This is a genomic window from Leminorella grimontii (assembly GCF_039789245.1).
Taxonomy (GTDB): domain Bacteria; phylum Pseudomonadota; class Gammaproteobacteria; order Enterobacterales; family Enterobacteriaceae; genus Leminorella; species Leminorella grimontii.
Map to the genome: position 1 here is coordinate 3,975,504 of NZ_CP146357.1, position 15,041 is coordinate 3,990,544.

Annotated in this window: 11 protein-coding genes; all 11 read right to left on the reverse strand. The window is 57.1% G+C overall.

All coding sequences use genetic code 11. The features are described 5' to 3' along the window. Nucleotides 1-39: 39 nt before the first annotated feature. Nucleotides 40-1,062 carry a LacI family DNA-binding transcriptional regulator gene (locus V8L73_RS18220; protein ID WP_347253661.1) on the reverse strand — a complete coding sequence of 341 codons (1,023 nt, stop codon included), beginning with the start codon at nt 1,060-1,062 and terminating at the stop codon, nt 40-42. Between the two features lie 143 nt (nt 1,063-1,205). Then, the gene (locus tag V8L73_RS18225; protein WP_261832132.1) at nt 1,206-2,735 is read right to left on the reverse strand and encodes a tripartite tricarboxylate transporter permease; all 1,530 of its coding nucleotides are present in this window, start codon (nt 2,733-2,735) and stop codon (nt 1,206-1,208) included. A gap of 19 nt (nt 2,736-2,754) precedes the next feature. After that, a complete protein-coding gene (locus V8L73_RS18230; protein WP_027275117.1) occupies nt 2,755-3,216 on the reverse strand; it encodes a tripartite tricarboxylate transporter TctB family protein in 462 nt (153 codons plus the stop codon). Between the two features lie 51 nt (nt 3,217-3,267). Then, the gene (locus tag V8L73_RS18235) at nt 3,268-4,251 is read right to left on the reverse strand and encodes a tripartite tricarboxylate transporter substrate binding protein (RefSeq protein ID WP_081650796.1); all 984 of its coding nucleotides are present in this window, start codon (nt 4,249-4,251) and stop codon (nt 3,268-3,270) included. After that, the gene (locus V8L73_RS18240) at nt 4,248-5,330 is read right to left on the reverse strand and encodes a sialidase family protein (protein WP_347253662.1); all 1,083 of its coding nucleotides are present in this window, start codon (nt 5,328-5,330) and stop codon (nt 4,248-4,250) included. Before V8L73_RS18240 ends, V8L73_RS18235 begins: the two co-directional genes overlap by 4 nt. 23 nt (nt 5,331-5,353) lie before the next feature. Next, nucleotides 5,354-6,280, reverse strand: a complete 927-nt coding sequence (locus tag V8L73_RS18245) for a dihydrodipicolinate synthase family protein (RefSeq protein ID WP_347253663.1) — start codon at nt 6,278-6,280, stop codon at nt 5,354-5,356. 1 nt (nt 6,281) lies between these two features. Beyond that, nucleotides 6,282-7,940, reverse strand: a complete 1,659-nt coding sequence (locus V8L73_RS18250; protein ID WP_347253664.1) for a signal transduction protein — start codon at nt 7,938-7,940, stop codon at nt 6,282-6,284. Nucleotide 7,941: 1 nt separating this feature from the next. Continuing rightward, nucleotides 7,942-9,573 carry an FGGY-family carbohydrate kinase gene (locus tag V8L73_RS18255; RefSeq protein ID WP_347253665.1) on the reverse strand — a complete coding sequence of 544 codons (1,632 nt, stop codon included), beginning with the start codon at nt 9,571-9,573 and terminating at the stop codon, nt 7,942-7,944. A gap of 253 nt (nt 9,574-9,826) precedes the next feature. Continuing rightward, complete coding sequence (locus V8L73_RS18260) at nt 9,827-10,549, reverse strand: carbonic anhydrase (RefSeq protein ID WP_347253666.1); 723 nt, start codon at nt 10,547-10,549, stop codon at nt 9,827-9,829. 331 nt (nt 10,550-10,880) lie between these two features. Further along, nucleotides 10,881-11,354, reverse strand: a complete 474-nt coding sequence (locus tag V8L73_RS18265; protein ID WP_347253667.1) for an NTF2 fold immunity protein — start codon at nt 11,352-11,354, stop codon at nt 10,881-10,883. A gap of 119 nt (nt 11,355-11,473) precedes the next feature. Continuing rightward, nucleotides 11,474-14,803, reverse strand: coding sequence for an autotransporter outer membrane beta-barrel domain-containing protein (locus tag V8L73_RS18270; RefSeq protein ID WP_347253668.1), 3,330 nt, complete (start codon nt 14,801-14,803; stop codon nt 11,474-11,476). Nucleotides 14,804-15,041: the final 238 nt, after the last annotated feature.

Sequence of the window (15,041 nt, forward strand, 5' to 3'; positions counted from 1 at the left end):
GGCTCTGTCCCTCGGTCGGAACGCTCCGCATTTACGGCCTTAAAGCCCGTATCCAATCCGGCTAATTAGCTCCGCCTGCGCCACAAAGCGCTCGCCCGTCGCCTCGTTTTTCAGCTTGGCAAGCATAACCCGGCAGGCGTTTTCCACCAGCCCCTTTTCGTCCTGCCGCATTGACCAGAGATTATTGCCCAGAAAGCTCAGCATCACGTGTTCGTCGAAGGTGCCGATGTTGATACGGCTGGGAATATAGCCGTAGCGCTCGCGCAGCACGCTTAATCCGCCTTCCAGGATCGGCAGGGACGAAGCGATAAAGTTCACCGGCGATTCGCCGTGCAGCTCGATATAGCGATTCATCATCAGCTCGCCGTCCTCTACCCGGTTGTGATCGGCGTAAGAGAGATGGCGCTCGTCCCGCTCCATGCCGCGCTCGGCCATGGCCGCGACGTAGCCGCTCAGGCGCTCGGCGATAGTGGGAAGCCCAACGTCGCCGACGAAGAAATGGATAGGTTGCTGAGTCTTATTCACCATCGGGCTATCCAGCATGGCGGCCGTCAGCCGGTAACCGCCGTCGCGGTTGTCGGTAATAACGCAGGAAGCGTCCGCTACGCCGAAATCCCGGTCAAGAAACACCAGCGGCTTGCTGCGATGCTTGACGTGATGCGCCTGACTTTTCGCGTCGACGGAAACGACGAAAATACCGTCGACGTTGCGCTCTTCCAGCGACTTCACCAGCCGGTTTTCATACTTCGGATCGCCGTAAGTACAGCTTATCATCAGCTGATAGCCCATTGCCCGACAGCGGATCTCCAAAAGCTCCGCCAGCGCGGCGAAAAAGGGGTTGGACAAGCGGGGGATCACCAGACCAAAGGTTTCGGTTTTATTCAGCTTCAGGCTGCGGGCGGTATGGTTAACGGTATAGCCGTGCTCGCTCACGTAGGCGGCTATCTTTTCCTGCGTTTTGACGCTGATTCGATAGCGCTCCGCCTTGCCGTTCAGCACCAGCCGTACGGTGGTAATCGACAGGTTCAGCGCATTAGCTATTTGCTCGATGGTTTTGGCCATGCTTTTTTATCCGTTTAATTCCCTTATGGCGACGTCCGCCCGACCAAACAGGATACGGTAAATACGCTTATTTATGTAGCGGGTAGCCAATAAAGTGAGAGAAGAGCGCCGATTGCCCGAGATTGGGCAATCGGCACGAACGGTTACTGAGATTCCTGTTCGCGCGCCGCCTTACGCGCCCGGAGAAACGACTTAATCTTAGGGCCGACAACCGGCAGCACCAGCGTCAATACCGCAATAATCAGGAAGGTGGCGCAGATGGGGCGCGTTAGCAGCACGGAAGGATCGCCTTCCGACATCATCAGCGCGCGACGCAGGTTGGACTCCGCCATTGGCCCCAAAATAATGCCGATAACGATTGGCGACATGGAAAAGTCCAGCTTGATCATAATGTAGGCCAAAAAGCCTGATCCCATCATCACAAACACGTCGGTCATGCTGTGGTTAACCGCATAGGCGCCCACGCTGCACAGGATGAAAATCACCGGCACCAGCACGCGTCTAGGAACGTCCATCACTCTGGCGAACAGGCGCATGCCCATAAAGCCCATGATGCCCATAAACAGGTTGGCGGCGAACAGGCCGATAAAGATAGCGTTCACCTCGACCGGATGGTCGGTAAACAGCTGTGGCCCCAGCGCCAGCCCCTGCACCATGAAAGCGCCCATGATGATGGCCGTCGCGCCATCGCCGGGAATGCCGAGCGTCATCAACGGCACCATCGCACCGCCCGCAACCGAGTTGGCCCCCGCCTCCGGTGCGGATACGCCCTCCGGCGAACCGTGGCCGAACTCTTCCGGGTGTTTGGACCAGCGTTTGGCTTCGTTATAGGCGATAAACGAGGCAATATCGCCGCCGACGCCCGGCACCGCGCCGATACCGGTACCGATAACGGAAGAGCGGATGTAGGTCGGCAGCACGCGCTTGAAGTCCAGCCAGGTCGGCAAAATGCGCGTGATGTTAGCCTTCAGGATTTTCGCCTGCCCGCTCAGCCGCTCGCGGTTGTCCTCTTCGAAGCTCAAAAGCCCCTGCGAGAAGGCAAACAGCCCGACCAGCACGGGAATGAAGGAGATGCCGCCCATCAGGTAGATGGAGTCAAAGGTAAAGCGCATGCCGCTGGTCATCGGGTCCAGCCCGATGGTGGCGATAAACAGGCCGAGCGCACCACCGATAAGCCCTTTGATTATCGACTGCGACGAGACGCTGGTAATAATGCTGATGCCGAATACCGCCAGCGCAAAGTACTCCGGCGCGGAGAAGCCGGTCGCGACTTTAGCCAGCAGCGGCGCAATCATGACCAGCGCCACGGTGCTGAACAGGCCGCCAAACATGGAAGCCAGCGTAGAAAGCCCGAGCGCCCGCCCCGCCTCGCCCTTTTTCGCCATCGGGTAGCCGTCAAGCACCGTCGCCGCCGACGCGGGCGTACCCGGCGTACTTATCAGGATGGCGGTAATCGAACCGCCGTACACCGCGCCGCAGTAGACGCCGAGCAGCAGTAAAATCCCCGTCATGCCTTGAAACGAATAGGTCAACGGCAGCAGCAGCGCTATCCCCATGTTGACCGTAAGCCCAGGCAGCGCGCCGATGATGATGCCGGCCAGCACGCCGAGCAGGATCATGGAGACGGTTTCCAGGCTGAATACGATAAAAAGGGCTTCCAGAATTTCATTCATCTCGTTATTCCTTCGTCCTTTATTCTAAAAATTCGGAGATCGGCAGGGGCGAGTTGAAGATCATGGTGAACGATACGTAAATCACGGCCACGATCGCTACCGTCATCACCGCGATAAAAGCGGGCCGCCGTTCACCCATCATCCACATCAACACTGGGATAAGCACCACGGAGGCGATGATAAAGCCCGCGTAGTTAAGCAATACGCCGTACAGCGCCAATACCACCGCGACCAAATAGGCCCTGCGCACGGAGATTGAGCCGAGGTCTACCGTCGCATCCACCAGGCTCAGCCGCCGAACCGCCACTTCGATCCACTGCAATACGCCGAGACCGATAAACAGCCACGCCAGCCCGTAGGGCCAGAACCGCTCACCCGGCACGCCATATTCGTCAAACATGCTCATATCTTTAGAAAGATAGAGGATGAGCAGGCCAAACAGCACCGAAAATGCGCCGACCAGAATGTTCATTTTCCGCATGAGAATGTCTCCCTCCCGCGGGCAAACGCCCGCGGGAGTTATTGCCGTTGATTACTTTTTCATGGTGTCAGCAATCAGCGCTTTGTACATCTCGTCGTCTTCTTTCATCATGTTGTAAGCGTCGTCACCGGCAATCACCACCGGCATGATGCCCTGCTTCTTCAGCGCTTCCTGATAGGCCGGCGTTTTCACCACTTCGGTAAAGGCGCCCACCAGCTGCTTCTTCACGTCGTCAGGCACTTTAGCCGTGGTGGCCAGCACTGCCCAGGCGCGCATTTTCACGTTCACGTCCAGTCCCAGCGCCTCTTTAAAGGTCGGGACGTCCGGGAACAGCTCGAAGCGCTTCTCATCCATCACGCCCAACACTTTGAGCATGCCCGCATCCACCTGCGACTTCACCGAGCCCGGCGTAGTCAACACGGCATCGATGTGCCCGCCCACCAGCGCGGCGATAGACGGTCCGGTGCCTTCGTTATAGGGGATGTGGTTAAACTTGACGCCCAGTTGCTTCTCCATGTTGACCGCCGCCAGGTGGTAAATAGCGCCCATGCCGGAGTTGCCGACCTTCAGCTTGCCCGGCTCGGCCTTGGCCGCGTCGACAAAGGACTGCAACGAGGTATAGGGAGACTTGGCGTTCACAACGACCGCCACCGGGTCAGCGATGGTGGTGACCAGCGGCGTAAAGTCTTTGTAGGTCACCGGCGACTTGTTCTGGTGCGGGAACATCGCCAGTTCCACCGTGGTCATCACCAGCTTGTAGCCGTCCGGCTTAGCCTTGGCGACTTCGATAAGCCCGGTCAGACCGTTGCCGGCAGGCTTGTTGACCGGTACGAACATGGTGCCCTGCGGCATCCGGTCGCGGGCAAATTCAATCACGGTACGGGCCGAGGTGTCGGTGCCGCCGCCGGGGTTTTTCGGAATAACGACTTCAATGTTTTTGGTAGGGTAAGTTAAGACCTGCTCCGCCTGCGCCATGCCGAGCGGCGCCAGCAGGGTCATCGCGGTAGCTAATGTGGTAAATAAGCCTTTCTTCATGAGGGTTCTCCACAGTTTTTATTATGTAAAACAGAGTTAAGCGTTATGCGTTGGTACACGATGTTCTTACGGTTCCACGTGTAGGTCACGTGAAGATTACTGCCAACGGCGACAATCGCCGGATAGGAAAATTCGCCTTCGCCGCTTTCTAAATCAAGCCGCGACGACCAGCTCGCTCCGTTATCGTTTGAGAAACTAACGGAAACAGGATACCGACGGCCCCAGTTGCCGGCAATCGGGTTATAGGCCAGCGCCAGTAGCCCGCTTTTCATAGCGACAACGTCAATGCCGCTGTTGTTGTTGGGAAGCGGCGTCGCATAGGCCGGGCTCCAGCTGCGCCCGTAGTCCTTTGAGTCGCTGCGGTAAACGTGGCCGCGGGTGCTGCGCATCATCGCATGCACGCATCCCGGCTCGGATTCCCACAGGGTCGGCTGAATTACGCCGTCCCACTGGAATACCCGCTCAAGATCGGTCTCCCACAGAGCGTCGTTCTTAAGCCCCTGCCAGACGCCGCCTTCCTTCGCCGATGCGGGCTGGACGTGTTCAATAGGGATATCCACCCTGCGCCAGCCTGCGCCGCGATCGGCGGAAATATCGACAAAGGCATCCCAATAGCGGTCGTCCTCGACCGAACCGGGGGCCAGCCACTCGCCGTTGGACATCACCAGCAGCTTGTTTTTAACCGGCCCGCGCGGCGTTCGATCGCCTGAAACCAGCTCGCGCGGTTCACTCCAGCGTTCGCCGCCGTCGTCGGAGGTGGCTACGCGCGTCGTCCAATGATGTACGTCCGGGCCAACCTTATAAAACAGCCACAGCCTGCCGCCTTCGGCGTGTAACACCGGGTTCCAGTGGGCCAGCCCCGCTTCGGCCATGATGCGCCGGGCGGGCCGCCACTTCTCCCCGTCATTGATGGACAGCCAGATGGCGGTGTCGTCGCTGCCCTCTTTTTGACCGGCAAAATAGGCGACCAGAATGCGGTCGCGCTCGGGCAAAACGGCGAGGGTCGACGCATGGCAGTTGTTGAACGGCAAGTCGTTCTTATCCAACAGGAACTGAGCTTGTGATTTAACAAAATCCATAACACGACCCCTTTTAACGATTTTTATAGTTTTAACGCGCTCTTGACGTCCTGCCCCAGCCTCACCATGGCGTCCGTCGCCTGCGGGAAGAACGTCTGGTTAAAGCCGCTGCTGTTGCGCACGCGGCAGGCTATGGTACGGAAATTCCCAATCGATTGCTGGAAATATTTCGCGCATACCGGGTAGTCCACGTGCTCAATCAGCGCCGCCGTCGACAGATAGTCGGACAGCTTTTGCGCTTTTTCCGGCTCGCTTTGCCAGTGCTCATACAGCCAGACGTACAGCTCTGGGTGGAAGTTTGCCATCACGCCGCTGAACGCCTTGCAGCCGGCCTGGAACGACGCAAGCAGCGTCTGGCTGTTGGCGTTCGCCAGATGCAGGCGACTGCCTTCGCACAGGGCTAGCCGACGCCTGATGATGTTGATATCGCAACAGGTATCCTTGATGAAGGCGTAGCGCCCGCTCTGGGCGCACCAGGCGACGGTATTGTCCGACAGCAGCCGCTTATAGGGATACGGGCATTCGTAAATCCCCAGGTCGACGCGCTCGGGTACCGCCGCGGTCAAAAGCTTAAGCGCCTCCAGCGCCGCTTCGTCGCTTTCACCGGCCAGCGCCAGACGGTTGCTGATAAAGATAACGCCGTCAACGCCGGTTTCCGCCATGCCAGCAACCTGTTCGCGCTGATGGTCAAACGCGGTGGCAGTATGGCCGGAGGCGACGACCGGCACGCGTCCGTCAACCTTTTCGACGATAAAGCGCACCAGTTTACGGGCCTCATCGTCGCTTAAGAAAAACATCTCGCTCGACTGGCAGTCGGCAAACAGCCCGTGAACGCCCGCCGCCAAATACCACTCCACCAACTTTTCCAGCGATGCCCAGTCTATCTCTTTGCGTTCATCGAACGGCGTCAGCATCACTGGCCACACGCCAACGTATTTTTGGTTGCTCATGTTACACGCCCTCTCCAAGCGCTTTATACGCCTCACCGGCGACCTTAACCTGAATGCCCTGCGTCAAACACTGCGCCACAAAGGCCTTCAGCACGCCGTTTAGGTGGGCTTCGTCCACGTAGGCGATGGTAATGTGGTTACTCTGGTGGCCCGCCATCAGGTCGTCGCGGCTCACGCCGTCCAGTACGCCGTTAAGCAGCGGCCACTCGTAGTTGGTCGCGCGGCGACGGCGCTCAAACTCTTCTTTCGGCAGCTCCACTGCATGGCCGGTGCCGATGTGCATCACGACGCTCGTTCCCTCATAGTGGGCTCGCGCCCAAACAAAGCGCCCGGCTTTGCCCTGGCCGCAGATGGTCGCACCACCGTAGGGGAAGAACATCGGCGGCTGGCGATAGCCGGTCGCGCCGGCGATACCGCCCTTGAGGTGCTCAAACGGCACCGCGCCGGAAATCTCAAAGTCCCAATAGAATACGCCCTGATACTCGCTGCCCCAGCGGATGTCGTGCAGCGTGGTTTCTGACGGCAGCCCCAGCCCGGAAAGCAGGCGCCAGAGCATAGTCTGTGGGATTGCCGTGCCCATATCCACTTCGTTGATGCAGGGGATGGGCTGCCCGGGGCAAATAATATCGCCGTTTTCGTCCGGGATCGGGAAACGCTCGGTTGAGCCGATAGCGCCTTCCGCGAAGTCCGAGGCCGCGCAGCTGTCCTTCAGGCCCTGCTGATACTGCACGCCGACCGCAGACAGGCCAAAGCGCTTGGTGAAGCGCGCCATAGCGATCATCATCGCACACTGTTCCTTCACCTGCTCGCGGGTCAGTTCGGTTTTGCTATCCGTGCCGAACATAAACGTCATGCCGCGATCCTCATACCACTTCACGCAGGCTTCGCGCAGCGCGTCCGGCACTTTCGCCATCTCCACCAGCAGGGCGGACTGCGACAGCGACTCCAGCGGCATGCCGATGTCCACCAGCGCCTTTTGTGGAAATACGCCGTTGATCATCCCCATACAGAAGGTGTCGAACAGGCCTAAGATCGCCTTGTGACGCAGGATATATTCGCCCACTTCGCGGCCGATCGCCCCTTCTTTGGTCGCCATCACCGGATGGCTGGCCGCCACGTCGTGCAGGTAGTCGGTTTTGTGGGAGAGCGCGCCATAGCGCAGCCAGGTTTGCAGCCCGTTGATAAACAGGTCGTCGTCAAAGTTCTCCGACCACAGGCGGGAATAGGGCTTACCGAGGCTGGTCAACGTGCCCGCTAGGCACAGCATCCCCACCAATCCCGGCCAAGTGCCGTCAAAGTTGGCCAGAAGCAGCACCGGGCCGCGATGCTTCGCCAGCGACGGCGCAACGTGGTGCGAGTACTGCCATGCGGTCAGCAGTACGATCACCGGCGCATCGGGGTCGATCGCTGCGAACAGGTCGCTGCCCTCTTTCTGGCTGCTGATAAAGCCGTGGCCTCTGGCCTGGCTGACCGGGTGAGCGCGCTTCATTTCATAGCCCTGTGCGGAAAGCGCCTGCGCCAGCTTTTGTTCAAACTTTTCCTGTACCGGCCAGCAGGTCACGTTGGCCGGTTCGCGCAAATCGGCGTTGGTCACCATCAGAACCTGACGGCCCTTGACGCCGAGCGTTGCCGGTGAAGGCGGAAGTGAGAGTTTAAGCATGTTAATCGTCCTGTTGTTCATCAATGGTTTTATCGTTTGAAAGAGAGCAGGCGCGATACATCACGTCGGCATAGCGCTGCTGGTCCTGATACATTTGGAGATAGACGCGGTACTTCGCGTCGTGGAAAGCGTAGCTAGAGGCGTCCGGTTCGATTCGCCTGCCTTCGCGCACCATGGCGCGGGCCGCATCGGCAAAGCCGTCAAACGCGCCGCAGGCTACCGCTCCCAGCAGGGCGGCCCCCAGGGTGACGGCATCCTCTTCTTCCGCCAGGTGAATGGCGTGCCCGGTGGCGTTGGCGTATTCGCGCAGCCACAGCGGGTTCTTCGTCGCGCCGCCGCACATCACGATGCGCTCGATGCGGTGGCCGGCTTCCACCAGTGATTCAATAATGTGTCGGGTGCCGTAGGCGATGGCCTGCAGCGTCGCCAGATAGCGCCGCGCCAGCTCGCTGACACCCGTCTCCAGCGACAGCCCCGAGGCCATGCCGCGCGCGTCAGGGTTGGCGCGCGGGGAGCGGTTGCCGTGGTGGTCGGCTAAAACGTGGTAGTGGCTGGTGGGGTAATGCTCTTGGCGCTCCAGCAGCTCGACCTGACGATTCAGTAACGCATAGGGACTTTCTCCCCGCGCTTTCGCCTCAGAAACCAGCCCGGCCCACGCCGCGCTCTGATTTAGCGTCCAGTCTACCAGCGCGCCGGCGGCGCTTTGCCCGCCTTCGTTAAGCCAAAGCTTCGGCAGCATCGCGCCAAAGTACGGCCCCCAGACGCCCGGCACCATCACCGGATCGGCGCTTGCGACCATATGACAGTTCGAGGTGCCGCTGATAATCGTCAGGCTGCCCGCAGGGTTAGCCGCCGCCAGCGCCAGCCCGCCCGCGTGGGCGTCAATAATGCCGCCGGCCACGACTACGCGCGTCGTCAGGCCAAACTGATGGGCAGCGCTTTCGCACAGCGTTCCGGCCCGTTCGCCAAGCTCGAGCACCTTTGGCGGCACCTTGCTCAGTACGTCTTTCAGGCCGACGTCCGCCAGCAGGCTATCGCTAAAGCGCCCCTCGTGGGCAAGGTAGTTCCACTTGCAGGTCAGCGTACACACGCTGGCGGCGTCGGCGCCGCTGGCGCGCCAAACCAGATAGTCCGCCAGATCGAAAAAGCGCCACACCTGCCGATAGCGTTCAGGGTAGTGGCGCTTTATCCATAAAATTTTGGGGAGTTCCATCTCAACGCTGACTTCGCCGCCGACGTACTGTAGCGCCGGGTCGTTGGTCAGGTTGATGGCGGTGGCTTCCTCCGTCGCGCGATGGTCCATCCACATGACAATGTCTCTTTCGGGAGATCCGCTTTCCGATACGGAAACAGGGCTGCCGCCTTCGCCCACGGCGACCAGCGAGCAGGTGGCGTCAAAGCCGATGGAGCTGACGGTGCCAGCGCTAACGCCACTGAGAGCAACCGCCTCTTTCACCGTCTCGCACACGCGCAGCCAGATATCCGCCGAGGACTGCTCTACCTGACTTTCACCCGAGTGAAATTGCGCAATAGGCCGAACGGCAAAGGCCAGCCGCTCTCCCTTTGGCGTGAATATTCCGGCCCTGACGCTGGCGGAACCCACGTCGACACCGATGAAAAAGTTCTTTTCCATACCTGCCTCAATTCAATGCTGCGTCGAGGTAGCAAATTATGAAATGCAAAAAGGAAAGGCAATGGCCGGATGTGGAAACTGTGAAATGGATCGAATTGGAAATAGTAATGCGATGAAATATATAAGAATAAAAAATAGACGTTTAGACGGTAGAAAAGAAAACCGCCGGATGTGGCATCAACCCTTAGGTAATAGCCTCCGCTCCGGCGGTTTGCTGAAATAAGCTGAAGCTGAACTTCAGCCGATAGGAAGGTTAGTCTTTCAATACGTCACGCGCGTTGATCGACTGTACGGGGCGGCTGTTCGGATGCCCCATCGTCTTCTCAAAAGAGGCGATCTGCGCTTTACTTGCCGCAATCGGGTCCTTCAGCACCAGCCAGCGAACGCCTTCTGTACACGGCGGGGTCGTCAGCGAGCCGTTAAAACGATAGTAGTGACGCCCCTTGGGCAGCAGCGCCTGCGCGTTAACGCTTTGCTGATAGTCAATCTGAGCGCCCTCTTTCGGCATCTCTTTCCACAGCGCGGCTAGCGTTGGGTTCTCTTTTCCCTCTTTCACCATCACGGCAAGAACGGTAATTTCACCTTTCTCACTGGCGTGAACGAAGTGGATCTCCATCGGGAACGACTGCCCTTCGATCAGGTTTTCGCTCGGCGTATGGAAGTGAAACTGCTTAAGCTCGAAGCGGATACCGTCAATCTCCAGGAAGCTTCCCGGCGCATAGTCGACCTGTAGGGTATGCCCGTTGTTAACCATGTCCTTTGCGCCCGCTTTGTAGCTGAGCTTAAACGGCGCCATGCTCGCCTTGATGGCGCCGGTTAAATTCACCGGGGACTGGTTTTGCGCGTGGCAGGCGGAAAACTCCGGCGACAGTTCAGCCCAGTGTTCCGGCCCTTCTTCGCCGCTGTACCCCCAGTGGCCGGAAGCAAAGGCGTTAAAAGAGAGCGCAAGTCCACAGGCGATAACGAGCTTTTTCATATGATAAGTCCTACTCAAGACAAGAAATGGTTATGAATGGAACCTTCAGAGAGATACGGGGTGCGTAAAGGGTTAGAACCGAGCTATCGTCCCTGATAGGAGCAGCACAATAAACGCGTTGCTGCTCGGCTATTTTGCGCCTTGGAAAATCAGAGCGTAAGCGGTTAAAAGGTAACAAAATATATCAAAATAAAATAATATCGAAATGAAATAAAACACTTACATTTACTGCGAACAATCGAAAACGCCTCGACAGAAATTAATCCATCGAGACGTATAACGAGATAAAAAACTGATTGGAACTAGCGTGGAAAATCGTAATTTAAAATAGTTAAAGTATCGACGAGCTCCACTTTTCATTGCCGTAGCGCCGATTCTTATAGCTGTCGAACCGCCATTCTCCGGCCTTTTTCAACATGATGAACAGATACTCGTCCTTAAACTGGCTCTGCGTCTTAACGTACACTTCGGCACGGCTTTTGGTTTTTATCTCTACGTTGACTTCCAGTGGATCTTCAATGCCGTTGAATTTGGACGGAAAGCCGAAACTCTTCGGGTTCTTACCACCGTACACCCTGCGTTTGTCCGTGCAGAACTCGTCAAACAGTGGCGAAGTGCGCTCGCCGAAGGGCGCAAACCAGTTGGTCCTTGGGGCATAGTGATATTCGATGCCGGGATACTGTTCACGCAGGGCGCTATCTTCTTCTCGGCTTTGAGTGTGAATATCGTTTTCAATCAGGTTCCACTTTTCACCGAATGCCCTGACGCGCTCGGCCAGATACGTTTTTAACACGGCTTCATCCATGATTTATCACCTTATTTTTTCTGATTTCACCAATAAAATCTCGGCCAGAATACGCTGATAGGGAGACGAAAAAAAGCCCGCAATCTTCATCGCGGGCCTTGATTCAATTACAACAAGGGTTAGAACTTGTACTTAAACCCGACCGTCAACGCCGTGTCGCTGTAGCCGTCGTCGCCCAGCTGTTGCGCCACGTTGGTCCAGACGTTGGCGTGCTGACTCAGCTGGCCTTCCATACCCAGCTTCAGCTCGCCGACGTTGGTGCTGCCCGCCTGACGCGTCGTTACGCCGTCCAGCGTTGCCCCCGCACGCTCGGTGTTGTGCAGCCAGTTCGCTTCGGTGTAGACGGTAAACAGCTTATCGCTACCCTTGTCCATGTTGCTCACACCGTCGCGGGACAGCTTCACGCCAAGGCGCGTCTGCACGTTGTTGTCGCCGTCGGACGTCACTTTTGTGCCGTTGGCTTCGCGGTGATCGTCAGCTTTCACGCCGTTCCAGATCACCTGCGCCTGCGGCGTCACGTATACCCGGCTGTTTTCACCCTGATACACCGGCATGCGGTAGCCGCCTTCCACTGACGCGCTAAAGCCCTTCATGTCGTAGCTTTCGCTCGCCAGCTGCTCGCCGTTCACACTGGCGTCAAGCAGGCTGTACTGCACCCAGCTGTCGACGTACAGGCCGTCCAGCGTTTTGGCGTCCTGATACCAGGTGGCGTATACGCCGCCGCTGTAGCCGTCGACCTTGCCCTTAGAACTGTAGTCGCTGTGGCCGTTAACGCTCTTGCTGCTCGACTGGCCGTAGCCCAGCATCAGGCCGAGGCCCAAGCGATCGTCCGCGCCGAACTGCATGTGCGCCACTTCGCCGCCGCCCTGAATAACGTAGGTGTTGGTGGAAGTTTTGACCTGACCGCTGCCGTCTCGGAACGTAGTGCGATCGCCCTGCTGACGCAGCCACATGCTGGAGTTCTCCGCACGCCCTTCGCGGTCTTCCAGACGCAGGTTGAACATCTTGCTGGCCGCCGCCATGTTGGCCACGTAGCTGCCCGTTTCTGCGCGAGGCGCCAGCTGTGAGCGCAGGTACCAGTTACCGTTGTCGGCATTCTCACCGACGCCGCCCTGATACAGGTCATATTCGTATGCGCCGGCAACCACACGGTTGCTCAGCTTAAACACGTCGGCCGCTGACTGGCTGGCGTCCAAGACGCGGACGATTTCAATGCCGTCATCAACGGTTTGCAGCCCCTGGCCGCCAAGGTTATTCACCTTAATACCGGTCGCGGCGCTGCCCAGACGGGTACCGTCAACGACCAGCATATCGCTGGCGCTGTTGGCGCCGCCGTCGTTCAGCACGGTATCAACCGTGATTTGGCCGCCGTTGGCGACAAACACGCCGTTGCCGGAAGCGCCGGGAGTCTGACCGCCGCTGATGACTAACACGTCGCCCACTGCGCCGTTGCCCATATTAATAGCGCCGCTGTTGCTGAAGGTCTGCACGCCAAGAAGCTGAGCCTGCGCCGCGCCGCCGATAGCCATGCTGTTAGCCGCATAGCCAGTGCGGTATTCGCCGCTGTTATTCAGGGTAGTCGCCAGACCGCCATCGCCCAACAGGGTCATTGTGCCGCTGTTAGTAATGGCATTGCCGCCGCTTACGCCAAAGTCATTGACTGCAACGGCCAACGTATCGCGAGTACCGTCGCCGGTCGTGTCAGCTACGTTGCGCAGGTTCCACTCGCCGATGTTATCAAAATCGGTAGACGTATTGACGGCCTGAATGCCACCCGTAATTCGCCCGCTGTTTTTCAGATTCAGGGTTCCAGCCGCCGAGTTATTAACCATAATGGCCAACTCGCTGAGCGTATCTATGCTGCCACTATGATCGATGCTAACATTACCGCCAGCGGTCTCGGCTTGAATACCACCAGCAGCCAAGCCTGATGTGCTGAGCACGCCGCTATTGGTGATATCAACCTGACCAACATTTCCTACCGTGTAAATAGCATGTGATTGGCTGCCAGTCGTTGTGATAGCCCCCGCGTTATTTACTGCAACATTGCCGGCCCCCAGATTTCGCGCCCGAATACCTGAAGCATTCTGGCTGCCGGTTGAGGTTAACGCCGCATCATTAGTGATAAAGATGCTGCCAGTGCCTCCGGCGCGAACCAACGTAGCGATGGCGATTGCGCCATCGTCAGATACAGGATCATAGCCATTTACGCCGATCGCGCCATGGTTTTCAATGGTGATGTTACCGCCTCCACGCGAAATGCCGACAATGCCGCTGTTAAAACCTTCGTTGGTGATGGAGCCCTGATTGGTAATGAATACATTACCTACACCGCTTGATTCACCACTAATGCCGCGACCAGAAACGCCATTTGCTCGTAAATTCGCCGTATTGACGATATTAACCGTACCGCTAACAGTCGAGCCGCTGATAAGATGCCCCATTGCACCGCCAGAGGTGATGGTTCCGGCATTGTTAATGAAGACAGGCCCATCGGCAGAGTACGCCGAAATCCCGAAAGCGCTGTCTCCAGCTGTCGTCAATTCGGCATAGTTATCGACCTTAACCTGTCCAATGCCTTGGGCGACTATAGCGCTTGAACTTGCACCAGCGGTCTGGATCCGTCCCCTGTTTTCTACAATAACATCGCCGGCATTCTCTCCCAGCACATAAATACCTAACGCCGCATCTCCTGCTGTGGCAATATCGCCATAGTTGGTAATATCAACCTTGCCGACATTGGTGATCCGCATACCGTTAGCTTTTGCCCCTGCGGTCGCGATGTTTGCATGGTTGTTGATTGTAGTGACACCAGTCGTACTCGCAGTCTGATAACGAGCGGCAATACCGTTTGCTCCCGTACCGAATGTTTGCAACTGCCCGCCTAAAATTTGCGCGTTGATATCTCCAGCCGCATCGCTGATAAGAGAAACCGCATTTGAGTTATTCGGGTTAGTCGTAATCTTGCCGGAATTAATCGTTATCGAAGCATTGCCCCCGTTGTAGGCTAATATGTTAACCCCGCCGCCAGCAGCACCGCTGTTTAGTGTAATGTCTGTGTCGGTCAACGTAACTGATGCGTTGCCTGTCCCCGTACCGCGAATTTCAGCCACCACGCCTTGCGTGGTAGTCTCAGCAGTAAGATTCGAATTGCTGACGTTAATTGAGACATCGCCAGCTCCCGTAGAGGACAACATGGAAATCATGCCGTTATAGCTACTGGTACCATTAGTGATTGTAACGCCGTTCGCAGTGACGGTTCCGCCCTCAAGTGAACTAAGAACCAACGCGCCGCCGTTCATCGCCCAGTCAGTTAACTGAGCAGTCGTCTGGCCGGAGCCATAAGATGACACAGTAGCAGGGTAGGCCGGATCGCTGCCAGTACAGACCACCGATGCTGTATTTAATCCGACACAGGAGGCAAACGCCATCCCCGGAGTCAAAATCATAGCAATGGCTACGGCTGCGGGAGTTTTTAAAAAATGACGCAGGGTCTGTCTGGTCAAACCGTGATAATCGGTAACTGAAGAGGTTACGCATTGATTTGCTTTATTGCTCGCCATAAATATCTATTTAATTCCCTTAAAAAAATGTATTACAAAAATTGAAATAACTAAAATATTTCGTGATATAGATAAAAGAATTATCTATAGGGCTCGTTAGCGGGCGCTAAAATGGTGAATTGAT